Below are 14,644 nucleotides of genomic sequence, written 5' to 3'. Positions count from 1 at the left end.
GTGGCGCGGACGGCGCGAAAGTGGCGCAGTCGCGAGCGCCTCGGCGGCGTGTCCGACTGGTGGAGCCGGAGACGGCACCTGCCCTGTAGCATCCGATCGTGAACTTGATCTCGCGGAACGTGCAATACCCGGTGTGAGCACAGACCGCGACATCATCGCCCGGTCGCTGGAGACCCCGGCGGCGTTCAGCGAGCTCTACGATCGCCACGCCCGTCGTGTGCACCGATTCGTCGCGAGACGCGCCGGCGCGCACGTGGCCGATGACGTGATGAGCGAGACGTTCCTCGTCGCCTTCGAGCGTCGCCGGAACTTCGAGCTGTCGCGAGACGACGCGATGCCGTGGCTCTACGGCATCGCGACCACCCTGCTGAAGAAGCACGCCCGACTCGAGGCACGCGCGTGGCGCGGCCTGGCCGCGGCACACGCCGCAACAGAGCCCCACCTCGATGAGACCGACGCCGCAGGCGATCGGATCGACGCGGAGGCCGCAATGGGTCGACTCGGCAGGATTCTCGCGCGGATGCCGCGTCGCGACCGCGACGCGCTCCTTCTCGACGCGTGGGGCGAGCTCGACTACGCGGGCGTCGCCGACGCGCTCGGAGTACCGATCGGCACGGTCCGCTCACGACTTACTCGCGCGCGGCGCAAGCTGCGCATCGAACTTGGAGCGGGCGAGCCCCGCGAATCGGAGGTTGAACATGGACGAGCTGCAACTGCTGCGCGGAGCGTCTGACGGCGTCGAGGTGCCGAGCGGCGAGGCGCTCACGAAGGGACGGGCGGCGCTGTTCGCGGCGATCGAGGGTGCGGTGAATCCGGATGCCTCGGCCGATGCCGCGGCGACCGCTCGAGCAGCGCGCCGGCACCGCCGCGTGCGCGGCTGGGGGATCGGAACGTTCGGCGGCGCGGTGGCTGCGGGAGCCGTCGCGACGCTCGTGATGGCCGATCTCGTGGGACTCGCAGGCTGGCGAGGCGGAGCCTCACCGGCCGCTGCGGCGGTGCTCGAACAGGCGGCAACGTTCGCGGTCGAGACGAGCGATCCCTTCGTCGGGCCGGACCAGTACCTCAAAGTCGAAACCGATGCCGTCTACAGCGGCACCACCTCGGATGCTGAAGGGACCGAGGTCAGCTGGCTCGAGTCCCAGGACGGCACGCTGTACGTGCCGGCCGACCGGAGCGAGGACTGGGTGTGGGTGCGTGAGCCCGGCCAGGTCGTGCAGACGTTCGGACCGAAGTCCGAGGAGCTCGCCCATGACATCGTCCCGCAGGTCCGCGGTGAGCAGGAGCTGGTTCGGGCTCCCGGAGGATCGTTCTACGGCAGTGAGTCGATGGTCTCGGAATCCGCGATCGCGGCACTCCCCCACGACCCGCATCGGCTGCTGAATCACATCTACCGGGTGACGCTCGGAGCCGGCCCGTCGCCCGACGGCGAGGCTCTCGTTTTCATTGCCGACCGCCTGCGGAGCGGTGTTGTACCGGCCGAACTGCGCGCGGCGCTGCTGGAGGCGGCGGCCCGCATCCCCGGCGTCGAGGTCCTCGACGACGAGGCGAACCTGAACGGACGCACCGGGGTCGCGATCGGGCGTGACGAAGGCGCCAACGGATTTCGCCAGGAGATCATCATCGATCCAGAGACGGGCGAGCTGATCGGAGAGCGACAGGTCCTGCTGCGCGAGTCGGGCGGAATGCCGGCCGGTACCGCGTTCGGATGGACGGCGGTGACTACGACCGTCGTCGACGAGGCACCCGAGGGCGGTACCTCATTCGGCAACCTGGAGCCGTGCTTCACCGACGGTAAGGCTGGCTGTTGAACTCGCCGTCGGTCGAGTAGGTGTGCAAGCGCGCGCTCCTTCGTCGCTCGCTACTCGACCCGCGATCGCCGGTCAGAGCCGGAGCTCGTAGACGATCGAGTCGGGCGTGCGGGAGGCCTCGGCGAAGCCCTCGCCCTCGAGCACGCGACGGGCGGGGAGGTTCGAGATCTCGGCTTCGGCTCGAGCGACGCGAGCGCCCGCCGACCGTGCGAGTTCGACCGTCGCGGCGACCGTGTGCTGCGAGAGGCCCTCGCCCCGCACCGCGGGCACGAGCCCGAACACGAACTCGACGACGCCGTCGGCGTCGGGCGGGCCGAACAGGTTCACTCCCCCGATGGCCGAGCCGTCGCGTCCGCGGCGCACGAGGTAGGGGCCGAACGGGGCCGGGTCGCCGTTCTCTCGCACCGCACGCACGTACTCCGAGAGCAGTTCGGGTTCGTCGGTGAAGGCGTAGGCCCCCTCCCACCCGTCGTGGGGGTCGACCTCGCCGGCCAGCATGCGCTCGGCGTCGTCGAGGGTGAACGGATGCAACGTGAGGGGGGTCGTCGTCGTATCCACGTACTTCACTCTTGCACGTCGGTCCGACACTCGCCAGAGTTCTCCACAGGATGACGGGGAATGTCACGAACGGCCATGCGTTCCTGTTCGACGGGTCTCGAGACGGGTGCTCCTTCGTCGCGCGCTCCCCGACCAGCGGGAGCGTTACTGGTTTTGACAATCATTATCAATAAGCGTAGGTTCGTCACATGAACCGCCGAGCCCGACGCACCGCTGACCGATCGACCCGCGTTCTCGTGGCAGGCGGGGTCCTCGCCACGGCGGCGCTGGTACTCGCGGGCTGCGCGAGCCCCGGGGCATCCGACTCGCGCGAAGGGCCGTCGATCGTGGCGACGACGACCCAGGTCGGTGACTTCACGCGCGAGCTCGTGGGTTCATCGGCCGAGGTCGCCCAACTGCTTTCGCCCGGGCAGAGTGCCCACGGCTTCGACCCGTCGGCCGGGCAGCTGCTCGCGCTGTCGAACGCCGACGCCCTCGTCGTGAACGGCGGCGGGCTCGAAAGCTGGCTCGACGACGCTATCGCGGCATCGGGGTTCAGTGGAGTCCTCATCGACGCGAGTGAGGGCATCGAGCTGTACGGCACCGGCGACCACGGTGACGAACCGGCGGCTGCGGCCGCTGACGGTCACGACGACCACGCGAGCGACGGCGACGCCGGCGACGTCCACGCTGACGACGCAGGCGCGGCCGCCGACGACCAGGCAGGCCACGATCACGGCGACGGCAACCCGCATATCTGGACCGACCCGGCGCTCGCCGAGCGCATGGTCGAGAACATCGCCCACGGTCTCGCCGAGGTGCCGGGTGTCGACGACGCCGAGGTCGAGGCCAACGAGACCGACTATGCAGCACAACTCGACGCGCTCGATGCGTGGATCAGCGAGAACGTTGCCACGGTTCCGGTCGAGCAGCGGCTGCTCGTGACCAACCACGACGCGTTCACCTACTTCGTCGACGCATACGACGTCACCTTCGTCGGCAGCATCATCCCGAGCTTCGACGACAACGCCGAGCCGAGCGCCGCCGAGATCGACGACCTCGTCGCGCAGATCGGCGACACGGGCGTGCGGGCGGTGTTCTCAGAGGCGTCGATCTCGCCGAAGGCCGCCGAGACGATCGCGGCCGAGTCGGGCGTCACCGTGTACTCGGGCGACGACGCGCTCTACGGCGACTCGCTCGGCCAGCCCGGCACCGAAGGGGACACCTACCTCGGCAGCCAGGTGCACAACGCCCGGCTGATCCTCGATTCGTGGGGCGTCGAGCCTTCCGCGCTCCCCGCAGCCCTGCAAGGATGACGCCATGACCGACTCGCCCGTGCTGCGCCTGGTCGACACCGCGTTCACCCATCCCGGTGGTGCCGGGGTCGAAGGGCTGCGCCTCGACATCGCGCCGGGCGAGGCCGTGGCGCTGATCGGGCCGAACGGCGCGGGCAAGTCGACGCTGCTGAAGGGGATCCTCGGCCTCGTTCCGCGCACCGCGGGCACGATCGAGATCGGCGGAGTTCCCGGCGACGCCCAAGCACATGCCCGACATGGCATAGTCTCGTTCCTGCCCCAGTCGGCCGACCTCGACCCCGACTTCCCGATCAGTCTCGAGCAGGTCGTCATGCAGGGGCGCTATCGCGGGCTCGGGCTGTTCCGGTGGCCGGGTCGCGCCGACCGTGCCGCCGTGAGGCACGTGCTCGAGTCGGTCGGCCTCGAGTCGCTCGGCGCTCGTCCATTCGGCGAACTCTCCGGCGGCCAGCGCCAGCGGGGGCTGCTCGCGCGGGCACTCGCGTCCGAGCCGCGGCTGCTGCTGCTCGACGAGCCGTTCAACGGGCTCGACCAGCCGAACCGCGAAGCCTTGGTCGACACCATACGCTCGCTCAAGCGCGACGGGGTCGCGGTGCTCGTCTCGACCCACGACCTCGAGCTCGCTCGCCTGGTGTGCGACTCGGTCGTGCTCGTGAACCGTACCCAGGTCTCGTGCGGACCGGTCGACGAGGTGCTCACCCTCGGCAACATCCAGGAGTGCTTCGAGGGCGTCGAGGTCGAGATCGACGAGCACACACTCGTCGTGCCCGGGCACGAGGGCCATTGATACCGTCGTCGGCATACGCTCGCATCGCGTGGGGGAGTGGCATCGGATGTCCCTGACCGACGCGCTGTTCGCCGCGTTCTCGATCCCCTTCATGGGGCGGGCTCTGCTCGTGATGCTCGTCCTCGCGATCGTCGCAGGAGTCGTCGGCGTGCTCGTGAACCTGCGCGGCCTCGAGTTCATCAGCGACGGCCTCACGCATGCCGTCTTCCCTGGCCTCGCCGTCGGCCTCGTGCTCGGCGGAACGGCAGGGCTCGTGCCCGGGGCGACGATCGCGGCCCTCGCGGGCGCGATCGCGCTGACCTGGCTCGACCGGGCCGGCATCACCGCCGACGCCGCGATCGCCATCGTGCTGACCGCGACGTTCAGCATCGGCGTCATCGTGGTGTCGAGGAGCGACGACTATGCGGGGGCGCTCGAGGCACTGCTGTTCGGGCGGGTGCTCACGATCCCGCCCGACGAAGTGCTGCCGCTCATGCTGGTGAGCCTCGTCGCGCTCGCAGCGACCGGGCTGACGCTCAAGCAGCAGCTCTTCCGCGCGTTCGACGCACCCGGCAGCCGTGCGGCCGGCAACTCGGCGCTCGCGCTCGACCTCGTGCTGAACTCCGCGATCGCGCTCGTGGTGGTCGCCGCCGCGAGCACGATCGGTACGCTGCTCGTGCTCGCTCTGCTCATCGTGCCCGGTGCCGTGGCGCGACTGGTCACCCGGCGGTTGTGGTGGCTGTTCCCGATCGCGGCGCTCTTCGCCGCCGTCGGCTCGTGGCTCGGCCTCGCGGCCGGCTTCGCGATCTCGGTCGGGGCGGGTGTCGACCTGCCGGCGGGCGCGACCATCGTCGGCGTGTTCGTGCTCGGGTATGCCGTGCTGCTGCTGGCCTGGCTCGTGGCGGGGCGCGTACGCACGGGGGAAGGGTCTCGAGACGCTCCTTCGTCGCTCCTCGACCAGCCCGGCACGCGACCGGCGGTCGGCGCCGCGGGGGAGGGGCGCTGATGGGGTACTTCGAGCGTGCACTCCTCGCCGCGGTGGTGATCGGCGCCGGTGCCGGATTCGTGGGCGCCCTGGTCGTGCTGCGCCGGCGCACCTTCTTCGCCCAGGCGCTCACCCACGGCACCTACCCCGGCGCAGTGGCGGCCGCGGCGCTCGGCGTGAGCGTGCCCGCGGGTGCGGCACTGGCATCCGTCGCGCTCGTCGCGATGATGGCAGGCATCGCACGCATCCGCAGGCAGGGCGCGCAGGTGGCCGCCGGCATCGTGCTCACCGGCGGATTCGCCGCGGGTGCGCTGCTGCAGGCGTTGATTCCTGGACTTCCCGTGCAGGCGGAATCGCTGCTCGTCGGGTCGATCCTCACCGTGAGCGAGGCCGACATCGCACTGGCCGCCTGCGTCGCGCTCATCGCCATCGCCGCGGTCGCGTTCGTCGGCAAGGAGATCGCGTTCTCGACATTCGACCCCGCAGGCTTCCGCGCCGCGGGCTACCGCGAGTGGCCGATCGAGCTGCTCGTCCTCGCGCTGACCGCCGCGTCGGTCGTGAGCTCACTGCCTGCGGTCGGCGCGATCCTCGCCATCGCACTCATCGCCGCGCCGGCAGCTGCGGCGCGACTCGTCGTCGCATCGTTCCGCGGGGTGCTGCTCGCGGCGCCGGTCATCGGCGCCGCCTCGGGAGTGCTCGGCGTCCTCGCCTCACGGGCTCTCGCGGTCGCGGCGGGCCCTGCGATCGCGCTCGCCGCCACCGCCTTCTTCCTGCTCGCCTTGGGGATCTCCAAGGTGCGCGGGCTACCGTTGAGGCGAGCCGACATCCCCGTCGAGACTGCAGAGGACGCACGAATCGCATGAAACGCAATACGTGGCAGCGCGAGGCCGTGCGCGAGGCGCTCGACGCGACCGAGGGCTTCATCAGCGCGCAGGCGCTGCACTCCACGCTGCACGCGAGCGGATCGCCGATCGGCCTCGCCACGGTGTACCGGGCGCTCGGCGATCTCGCGACGAGCGGTGAGGCCGACTCGCTGCAGTCGCCCGACGGCGAGTCGCTCTACCGCGCCTGCACGACAACCGGACACCACCACCACCTCATCTGCCGCAACTGCGGGCTGACCGTCGAGATCGCCGCCGACGAGGTCGAGTCCTGGGCGAAGCGCGTCGCCGCGCGCAACGGCTTCACGCAGGCGGCGCACGTGGTCGACGTCTTCGGCCTGTGCGAGAACTGCACGAGGCTCGCAGCGGGGGAGTAGGAATCCCGCACGGCCTTTCGCCGCCTCGCGCTCTGGTCGGAGGCCATTTCCAGCGTGCAACGTTCGACTTTCACCGGAATCTGTGATTAGTCTGTCCTCGCCTGCGGCGCCGCCGGTGCCGAACGGGCCTTCGACTGGAGGAATCATGTTCGCGAACCTCAACGGCTGGCACGCCGTCATCATCATCGCCGTCATCCTGCTGCTCTTCGGTGCACCCAAGATCCCGCAGCTCGCGCGGTCGCTCGGACAGTCGATGCGCATCCTGAAGACCGAGATCCGCGAAGAACCGGGCGCGAAGCGCGACGCCACCTCGGTCCCGGCGTCGGTCGCGGACACGGTCGAGTCGTCTCCGGCGACTTATGACGAAGCTTCGACTAAAGCTATCTGAAGACCCGCCAGCTTTTGCTTGACCGGCTTGTGATTAATGCCGTAGCGTTCCGAAAAGCGAGCATGTGGTTTCACTGCGAGCTGTCAACACCCCTCTTCACGTGCAAAGGAGCATCATGAACGACGATCTCATCGATCGCAGCGACGATCCTCAGCTGGGGCGCAGCCTCGGTCTCTCCCGGCGCCAGCTGCTCGCAGCGACGACGGGCATGGCCGCAGCCGCCGCACTCGGGGCCGCCGCGTTCGGCGCCGGCAGCCCGGCCCATGCCGCCACGGCGACCGCGGTGCGCACTGCGCCGGGTGCCAACGGAGTGCTGATCCCGCCCGGCAAGCGCGGCATCATCCTCTACACCGTGCGCGACGCCATCTCGCGCGACCCGAATACCACGCCGTTCGCCTCCGGTTTCCGCGAGGTCTTCGAGGAGCTTTCCCGCATCGGGTACAAGCAGATCGAGTTCGCGGGCTACAACCAGAACGCGAACGCCGAGGGCGGCAACGTCAACAACGTCGCCGGTGCGCAGCTGCTGCGCAAGTGGCTCGACGACAACGGGCTCGAGGCCGAGGGCAACCACGGCTCGATCCCGTCGACGATCTCCGACGCCACGCTCGCGGCGTTCGACGCGCAGTGCGAGATCGCGAACATCCTCGGCTTCGGCCACATCGGCACAGGCGGCGACCCCACGGGCAGCGCCTACCTCGCCGACTGGGAGCTCGCGGCTGAACGCTGGAACATCCTCGGTGAGCGCGCCGCCGGCCACGGCCTCAAGCTGTACACGCACAACCACGACATCGCGTACAGCTTCCTGCTCGACAGCGGCCCGCTCGACGCACTGGGCCGCCCGACACGTTCGAGCGGCATCCGCCGACTCGAGCACTTCCTGGCGAACACCGACCCGAGCTACGTGTACCTCGAGATGGACGTCTACTGGGCACACGTTGCGCAGTACAAGCACACGTCCTTCACCGCGCCCGACGGCAGCATCGTGCCGAGCCTGTTCGATCCGGCCGGCGTCGTCGCGGCGCAGACCACTCGGTTCCCGCTCTTCCACACGAAGGACGGCAAGAAGGACACCACCGTGGCCAACGGCTATGTGATGGCTCCGTTCGGCACGGGAGACATCGACTACACGACGTTCTTCCAGCGCATCGGTGCGAAGGGCTACCACAACGCCATGTGGGAGCAGGACACCGCGCCCGGCGGATCCGCAAACCCCGGTCAGTCGCTCGAGTTCGCACAGGTCTCGTACAGCAACATGGCCCAGCTCCGCGGCTAGGTCCCCCTGCCCCGGGTCGGCCCGTAACGCCGGCCCGGGGTATCCGTTCATCTCATGACACCCCTCTTCCAAGGAGACACTCATGTCAACACCCCGGTTCCGCCTGGGCGCACTCGTGCTCAGCGGACTCTTGGCGGTAACGTCGCTCGCATTGAGCGCCGGCCCCGCCTCTGCCCATGAAGGGCACGATCACGGCGACGAGGTCAGCGCGACCACGTGGGCGAACTACGAACGCGTGACCCTGACGAGGGACGTCGGCGAGCCGATCGACCTCGCGGTGCTGCCCGACTCGCGCGTGCTGCACACGACCCGTGGCGGTCAGGTGCGCCTCACCGATCCGGCCCAGGGCACGACGACCGTCGTGAACACCGTCGATGTCTACGCGAACTCCGAGGACGGTCTGCAGACGATCGCCATCGACCCCGCGTTCGAAGACAACGGCTGGGTCTACCTCTACTACGCGCCCCGCACGATGACGGCCCCGTACCCGGCGACGACGCCGACCGGTTCGGCGCCCAACACCTTGCCCGCAGGTGCGGACGAGTCGTACTGGAACCAGTGGAAGGGCTACAACCAGCTCAGTCGCTTCACCTGGGATGCCGAGACGAGCTCGCTCGATCTCGCGAGCGAACAGGTGATCATCAAGGTCGAGGTGCAGCGCGGCCAGTGCTGCCACGTCGCCGGTGACATCGCCTGGGACAACGACGGCAACCTGCTGCTCTCCACGGGCGACAACACGCCCGCGGGCACGCCGGGTGCCAACGGCTACGCGCCGAACAACGATCGGGCCGGCTTCAACCCCGGTCTCGATGCGCGTCGCGGCGCCGGCAACTCGAACGACCTGCGCGGCAAGATCCTGAGGATCGACGTGCAGGACGACGGCTCCTACACGATTCCCGCGGGCAACCTGTTCGCTCCGGGAACCGAGAAGACCCGCCCCGAGATCTACGTCACGGGCCTGCGCAACCCGTTCCGCATCGACTACGACCCCGAGACGAGCGCACTCACGTGGGGCGAATACGGTCCCGACGCGGGCACGGCGAACGACCTGCGCGGTCCGATGGGGTACGTCGAGTGGCAGAGCACGACCAAGCCGATCAACGGCGGCTGGCCGTACTGCCACGGCCCGAACGCGAACTACAACGACTGGGACTTCGAGACCCTCACGCAGGGACCGTGGTTCGACTGCGAGGCCGGACCGCTCAACACCTCCCGCCACAACACGGGTCTCGACCAGCTGCCCCCGGCGACGGCTCCGCAGATCTGGTACGGCGACCAGCCCACCCACCAGCCGTGGCCCGAGCTCGGCGCCGGCGGTCAGGCTCCCATGGGCGGCCCGACCTACAGCTACGACGAGGACAACGAGTCGACGACGAAGTTCCCCGAGTACTGGGACGGCAAGGCGTTCATGGCCGAGTTCTCGCGTGACCGCATCTTCGCCTTCAGTCAAGAGGACCCCGACGGCGAGGTCACCAAGATCGAGAACTTCCTGCCGAATGCCTCGCTCAACGCGGCGGGCATGCCGCCGTGGGACAACGTGATCGACTTCGAGTTCGGTCCTGACGGCTCGCTCTACGTGCTCGACTACGGAGACGGCTTCTTCCGGCCGAACCCCGACGCCGGCCTCTACCGGGTCGACTACGTCGAGGGCACCAAGGGTCCGCGCGTGAACCTCTCGGCGTCGGTGACGTCGGGCCAGGGCCCGCTCGATGTCGACTTCTCGGCTGCCGAGAGCACCCACCCCGACGGCCTCGCGCTCAGCTTCGCGTGGGATCTTGACGGGAGCGGCACGTTCACCGAGGGTGAATCCGAGGTGAGCAAGACGTACACCGAGGACGGCCAGTACACGGCACGCGTGCGGGTCACCGACTCCAGCGGACGCGTCAGCCTCGCTTCCGTCGTGATCACGGTCGGCAACACCGCGCCGACCATCGAGATCGTGACTCCTGAGAACGGGTCGTTCGCCGACTGGGGTGACACGGTCGCCTTCGAGGTGAAGGTCACCGACCCCGAGGACGACGAGATCGACTGCTCGCGCGTGAACTGGAGCTACGCCCTGGGTCACGACAACACGCACGCCCACCCGCTGTTCACCGGAACCGGCTGCACCGCGGAGATCGAGATGCAGGAGGAGGCCGGCCACGGTGAGACCGAGAACATCTACGCCCAGATCGGCGCCTCCTACACCGACGGCGGCAGCGCGACGGCTCCTGCCCTTTCTGCCGACGACGTGACGCTCATCAACCCGCGCGAGCTGCAGGCTGAGCACGCCGACGCGAAGGGCGGCGAGACGACGATCGTCGACGACGAGACCGCTCACGCGTTCCGCAAGGTCACGTCGTTCGACCCGGGTGACTGGCTGGCCTACGACCCGGTGAACCTCGTCGGCATCACGGGCGTCGAGGCTCGCGCGATCGGCACCGGCACGCTCGCCCTGCGCTGGGGCAGCGTCGACTCCGAGCCGTTCGCCACGATCGACGTCGCGAACACGAGCGGCGCCTGGCAGGAGGTCTCGTCGCCGCTGGTGAGCGTGCCCGAGGGCACCGACCGGCTCTACGTGACGAGCACCGGCGGGGTCGAGCTCGACCAGTTGGCGTTCACGACGTCGACGAGCGACATCCGTGCTCTGCTCGACGCCCTCGAGGCCGACAACCGCATCACGCGCGGTGCCGAGGCGTCGTTCGGTGACACGCTGACCGAGATCGACGCGGCGCTCGCCGGCGGCGACACCGCCACGGCCATCAGCAAGCTCGAGTTCATCGTCACGCAGGTCCCCAACCGGATCCGCACCGACGCTGACGCGGCGGCGCTGGTCATCCGTGCGGCGGAGGCGGTGATCGCCGACCTGAAGTAGCGCGTCGCGAAACGCCTACCGCGGAAGCCCCGGTTCGATTCGAACCGGGGCTTTCGCATGTCCGGAATGCGACCATCAGCCCGCGCGGCGCCGCACGATCGAGAAGCAGCGCGGCGACGGTGGGGGAGTGGTCGGCAAGGCCGAGAGGGCCGACGGCGTTGCGAGCGGCGAGCGGATGTCCGTGCGTTGGACTTCGCGGGTCGAGCGGGTGTCGCTGGCGCGCGTGGGGCGTCGGATGTCGCGGGGTCGATCCGCTGGCGCGAGCGCGGCGATCGCTACCGCAGGGCCGGGATGGGTGGGTCCCGGGCGAGTAGCGCCAGGTCGGGAGCGCGCCCAACTGCGGACGCGGAGTGCGACGTGACCGCGTTCTGGGCCGCACCCGTAACGAGCGACCCAGAACATTGCGGCACCCCTCTTCCAAGAAGGACCAGCCACAGAATTCTAGTTCGCGAAGTTGTGAGTCGGCCTCCCCCAGCGCGGGGGTGAACGGCGCACGGGTGGAACCCGGGTGGCGGCATCCGCCCCTCTACCGCGAGCTCGCGTAGCACCAGAGAGTCGAATCGGCGCGCGAGTGCCGCGTCACCGGTTCCGCGGCAGCACTCAGGCTCCGGTTCGGAACCGGCGCGAATACGACTGCGCCCCGACGATCGGATGATCGCCGGGGCGCAGTCAGGAAGGCGCTGGGCTAACTCGAGCGGCCGGGTCGGCTCGCGAAGCGCTGCTGCAGCAGCACGGCGACCACGATGATCACGCCCTTGACGACCGACTGGACCGAGTTCGAGAGGTTGTTCTGCGTGAACACGTTGGTGAGCGTCGAGAAGATGAGCACGCCGAGCACGGTTCCGACGATCGTTCCTCGTCCGCCGACGAGCAGCGTGCCGCCGACGACGACGGCGGCGATCGCGTCGAGCTCGTAGAGCGTTCCGTGGGTCGAGGTGCCCGCCGTGGTGCGGCCGAGCATCATGACCGCGGCGATGCCGGCGCTGACGCCGACGAGCACGTACAGCGCGACGAGGTGCCGCTTCACGCGTATGCCGGCGAGGCGCGTCGCCTCGAAGTTGCCGCCGATCGCGACGGTTCGGCGGCCGAACGTCGTGCGACCGAGTAGGAACCACCCGATGACCGCCGCGATCACGAAGATCCAGACGAGCCACGCGATGCCGAGGAAGTCGCCGCGGAAGAATTCGAGGAACCCCTGCTGCGACACGATCTGCGTCTGCTTGTTCGACAGGAGCTCGGCGAGGCCGCGCGCGCCCACGAGCATGGCCAGGGTCGCCATGAACGGCACGACCTTGCCGTAGGCGATCACGATGCCGTTCACGAGGCCGGCGGCGCCGCCGACGGCAAGCGCGACCGCGACCATGAGCAGCCAGCTGGTCTGGTCGGCCGCGGCCTGCACCCACGACAGCGAGGCGACGACGCTGGCGAGGCCCATCACCGAGCCGACCGAGAGATCGATGCCGCCCGCCGTGATGACGAAGGTCATGCCGATGCTGATCACGCCGATGATCGAGGCGAAGCGGATGATGTTGAGGAAGTTCTCGACGTTCATGAAGCGGTCGCCCGCGGTGATGGCCCCGACGACGATGAGCAGGGCGAGCGCGATGACGAGGCCGAGGTTGCGCCCGGCGGCGCCGCCCAGCAATCGCTGCATGGCGTTGCCCGACTTCTTCTCGGGCGGGGCCGCCTGAGTCGGCGCCGCCGACTCGCTGACGGTGGTGGGGGTCTGCTCGCTCACGCGGCCGTTCCTTTCATGACGAGGTCGAGCACGCCGTGCTCGTCGATCTCGGTTGCGGGGGTGGAGTGGAGGACGCGGCCGTCGCCGATCACGAGCACGCGGTCGGCGAGGCCGAGCACCTCGGGGATCTCGCTCGACACCACGACGATCGCGGTGCCGGCGTCGGCGAGCCGACGGATGAGAGCGTAGATCTCGGCGCGTGCGCCGACGTCGACGCCGCGAGTGGGCTCGTCGAGCAGCAGCACGCGGGTGCCGTGCACGAGCCAGCGGGCGAGCATGATCTTCTGCTGGTTGCCGCCCGAGAGGGTGCCGGCCGGGCGATCGGGATCGGCGGGCCGCAACTCGAGCGCCTCGATCTGCTCGCGGGTCACGGCGCGCTCGCGACGCTCGTTGAGCAGCGGACCGCGTGCGTACCGGGCGAAGTTCGAGAGTGTGACGTTCTTGAAGATCGGCTCGTCGAGGATCAGGCCCTGGCTCTTGCGCTCTTCGGGGGAGAGGCCGATGCCCGAGGTGACCGCACGGTCGACGGCCCCGGGGCGGAGCCGCTTGCCGTCGACCGAGACGTGCCCCGAGGACGCGCGGCGCGCGCCGTAGACCGTCTCGAGGATCTCGGAACGACCCGAGCCGACGAGGCCCGCGAGACCGACGACCTCGCCCGCGCGCACGTCGAACGAGACGTCGGCGAAGATGCCGCGCAGGCTCAGCCCGTCGATGTCGAGCACGACCGGGGCGTCGGCAGGCAGCTCGCGCCGCGGGGGGAAGACGAACTCGACGTTGCGGCCGGTCATCAGGCGGATGAGCTCGGGCGTCGGGGTGTCGGCGACCGAGAGGCCGCTGGCCATGCTCGCCCCGTCTTTGATGACCGTGATGCGGTCGCCGATCTGACGGATCTCTTCGAGCCGGTGCGAGATGTAGATGATCGCGATGCCCTGCGAGGTGAGCTCGTTGACGACGCGGAAGAGGTTCTTCACCTCTTCGGCGTCGAGCACCGCACTGGGCTCGTCCATGATGATGAGCTTCGCGTCGTGTGAGAGGGCTCGCGCCATGCTGACGATCTGCTTGTTGGCGGCCGAGAGCGTGCCGACCTCGCGGTGGGGCGAGAGGTTGCCGTGGCCGAGCCGCTCGAGCAGCTGGCGGGTGGTGCGGGCCGCGCGGGCGCGATGCAGCACGCCGCCCGTGGCGAGCTCGTGGCCGAGGAAGATGTTCTCGGCGATGGTCAGGCCGTCGACGACGTCGAGTTCCTGGTACATCGTGGCAACGCCCATGTCGATCGCCGCAACCGGATTCGGGATCTCGCGCTGTTCGCCCTGCCAGAAGATCTCGCCGCCCGAGGGCTGGTGTGCGCCGGCGAGGATCTTGATGAGCGTCGACTTGCCCGCGCCGTTCTGGCCGAGCACGCAATGCACCTCGCCCGCGACGACGTCGAGATCGACGCCACGAAGGGCCTTGACTCCGGCGAACTCCTTCGTGATTCCGCGCATCGAGAGTAATGACGCCGTGTTATCACCTTTGAGCATGCGATGAACATAACAGATGCACCGGCCGCTCTACCAGTCTCCGGGGACGATCGTCTTCGCTACGCGCGCGCGTGCCATGCGGGCGCGGTCGACCTGTGGATGCGTCATCCCGACTTATGACGATTGACAGAATTAAGTTGACAACGAACGATCCACTTATGTTACGGTGACGAAGTCAGCGAGGACGACACACGGCCAGCCTCCCCG

General features: G+C 69.1%; 13 protein-coding genes. 10 read left to right on the top strand and 3 right to left on the bottom strand.

From position 1 onward, the window contains the following. The first annotated feature begins 133 nt into the window (after nt 1-133). Nucleotides 134-733 (top strand): RNA polymerase sigma factor, encoded by a 600-nt coding sequence (locus tag LSF15_RS06200; RefSeq protein WP_232497660.1) that lies wholly within the window; start codon nt 134-136, stop codon nt 731-733. Further along, nucleotides 699-1,808, top strand: coding sequence for a CU044_5270 family protein (locus LSF15_RS06195; protein WP_232497659.1), 1,110 nt, complete (start codon nt 699-701; stop codon nt 1,806-1,808). The genes LSF15_RS06200 and LSF15_RS06195 overlap by 35 nt, the downstream gene beginning before the upstream one ends. 72 nt (nt 1,809-1,880) lie before the next feature. Here LSF15_RS06195 and LSF15_RS06190 read toward each other — a convergent pair whose 3' ends face one another. Beyond that, entirely contained in the window at nt 1,881-2,366 is a 486-nt protein-coding gene (locus tag LSF15_RS06190) for a GNAT family N-acetyltransferase (protein ID WP_232497658.1), read from the bottom strand. 188 nt (nt 2,367-2,554) lie between these two features. Here LSF15_RS06190 and LSF15_RS06185 point away from each other — a divergent pair, with 188 nt between their 5' ends. The 8 genes from LSF15_RS06185 (at nt 2,555) to LSF15_RS06150 (ending at nt 11,182) form a co-directional block, all read left to right on the top strand. Beyond that, complete coding sequence (locus LSF15_RS06185; RefSeq protein WP_232497657.1) at nt 2,555-3,661, top strand: metal ABC transporter substrate-binding protein; 1,107 nt, start codon at nt 2,555-2,557, stop codon at nt 3,659-3,661. Nucleotides 3,662-3,665: 4 nt separating this feature from the next. Next, nucleotides 3,666-4,445 (top strand): metal ABC transporter ATP-binding protein, encoded by a 780-nt coding sequence (locus tag LSF15_RS06180; RefSeq protein ID WP_232497656.1) that lies wholly within the window; start codon nt 3,666-3,668, stop codon nt 4,443-4,445. Nucleotides 4,446-4,491: 46 nt separating this feature from the next. Then, a complete protein-coding gene (locus LSF15_RS06175) occupies nt 4,492-5,430 on the top strand; it encodes a metal ABC transporter permease (protein WP_232497655.1) in 939 nt (312 codons plus the stop codon). After that, nucleotides 5,430-6,272 carry a metal ABC transporter permease gene (locus LSF15_RS06170; protein WP_232497654.1) on the top strand — a complete coding sequence of 281 codons (843 nt, stop codon included), beginning with the start codon at nt 5,430-5,432 and terminating at the stop codon, nt 6,270-6,272. The genes LSF15_RS06175 and LSF15_RS06170 overlap by 1 nt, the downstream gene beginning before the upstream one ends. Continuing rightward, complete coding sequence (locus LSF15_RS06165; RefSeq protein WP_232497653.1) at nt 6,269-6,667, top strand: Fur family transcriptional regulator; 399 nt, start codon at nt 6,269-6,271, stop codon at nt 6,665-6,667. Before LSF15_RS06170 ends, LSF15_RS06165 begins: the two co-directional genes overlap by 4 nt. A 145-nt stretch (nt 6,668-6,812) precedes the next feature. After that, on the top strand, nt 6,813-7,055 hold the full coding sequence (gene tatA, locus LSF15_RS06160) for a twin-arginine translocase TatA/TatE family subunit (protein WP_232497652.1): 243 nt from the start codon (nt 6,813-6,815) through the stop codon (nt 7,053-7,055). 115 nt (nt 7,056-7,170) lie between these two features. Continuing rightward, nucleotides 7,171-8,328: a sugar phosphate isomerase/epimerase family protein gene (locus tag LSF15_RS06155; protein WP_232497651.1), complete on the top strand. Its 1,158-nt coding sequence runs from the start codon at nt 7,171-7,173 to the stop codon at nt 8,326-8,328. An 82-nt stretch (nt 8,329-8,410) separates the two neighbouring features. Continuing rightward, nucleotides 8,411-11,182: a PQQ-dependent sugar dehydrogenase gene (locus tag LSF15_RS06150; RefSeq protein ID WP_232497650.1), complete on the top strand. Its 2,772-nt coding sequence runs from the start codon at nt 8,411-8,413 to the stop codon at nt 11,180-11,182. 685 nt (nt 11,183-11,867) lie between these two features. Here the strand turns inward: LSF15_RS06150 and LSF15_RS06145 are convergent. Continuing rightward, nucleotides 11,868-12,920 carry an ABC transporter permease gene (locus LSF15_RS06145; protein WP_372459929.1) on the bottom strand — a complete coding sequence of 351 codons (1,053 nt, stop codon included), beginning with the start codon at nt 12,918-12,920 and terminating at the stop codon, nt 11,868-11,870. Beyond that, nucleotides 12,917-14,437 (bottom strand): sugar ABC transporter ATP-binding protein, encoded by a 1,521-nt coding sequence (locus tag LSF15_RS06140; protein ID WP_232497649.1) that lies wholly within the window; start codon nt 14,435-14,437, stop codon nt 12,917-12,919. Before LSF15_RS06140 ends, LSF15_RS06145 begins: the two co-directional genes overlap by 4 nt. Nucleotides 14,438-14,644: the final 207 nt, after the last annotated feature.

This window comes from Agromyces humatus (assembly GCF_021228295.1).
Classification (GTDB): Bacteria; Actinomycetota; Actinomycetes; order Actinomycetales; family Microbacteriaceae; genus Agromyces; species Agromyces humatus.
This window is presented reverse-complemented; position numbering and strand designations above follow the sequence as displayed.

What these genes read in the sequence shown, in the direction of transcription:
- LSF15_RS06195 (WP_232497659.1), top strand. Translation starts at nt 699, where the DNA reads ATGGACGAGCTGCAACTGCTGCGCGGAGCGTCTGACGGCGTCGAGGTG.
- LSF15_RS06185 (WP_232497657.1), top strand. Translation starts at nt 2,555, where the DNA reads ATGAACCGCCGAGCCCGACGCACCGCTGACCGATCGACCCGCGTTCTC.
- LSF15_RS06180 (WP_232497656.1), top strand. Translation starts at nt 3,666, where the DNA reads ATGACCGACTCGCCCGTGCTGCGCCTGGTCGACACCGCGTTCACCCAT.
- LSF15_RS06175 (WP_232497655.1), top strand. Translation starts at nt 4,492, where the DNA reads ATGTCCCTGACCGACGCGCTGTTCGCCGCGTTCTCGATCCCCTTCATG.
- LSF15_RS06170 (WP_232497654.1), top strand. Translation starts at nt 5,430, where the DNA reads ATGGGGTACTTCGAGCGTGCACTCCTCGCCGCGGTGGTGATCGGCGCC.
- LSF15_RS06165 (WP_232497653.1), top strand. Translation starts at nt 6,269, where the DNA reads ATGAAACGCAATACGTGGCAGCGCGAGGCCGTGCGCGAGGCGCTCGAC.
- tatA (WP_232497652.1), top strand. Translation starts at nt 6,813, where the DNA reads ATGTTCGCGAACCTCAACGGCTGGCACGCCGTCATCATCATCGCCGTC.
- LSF15_RS06155 (WP_232497651.1), top strand. Translation starts at nt 7,171, where the DNA reads ATGAACGACGATCTCATCGATCGCAGCGACGATCCTCAGCTGGGGCGC.
- LSF15_RS06150 (WP_232497650.1), top strand. Translation starts at nt 8,411, where the DNA reads ATGTCAACACCCCGGTTCCGCCTGGGCGCACTCGTGCTCAGCGGACTC.
- LSF15_RS06140 (WP_232497649.1), bottom strand. Translation starts at nt 14,437, where the DNA reads ATGCTCAAAGGTGATAACACGGCGTCATTACTCTCGATGCGCGGAATC.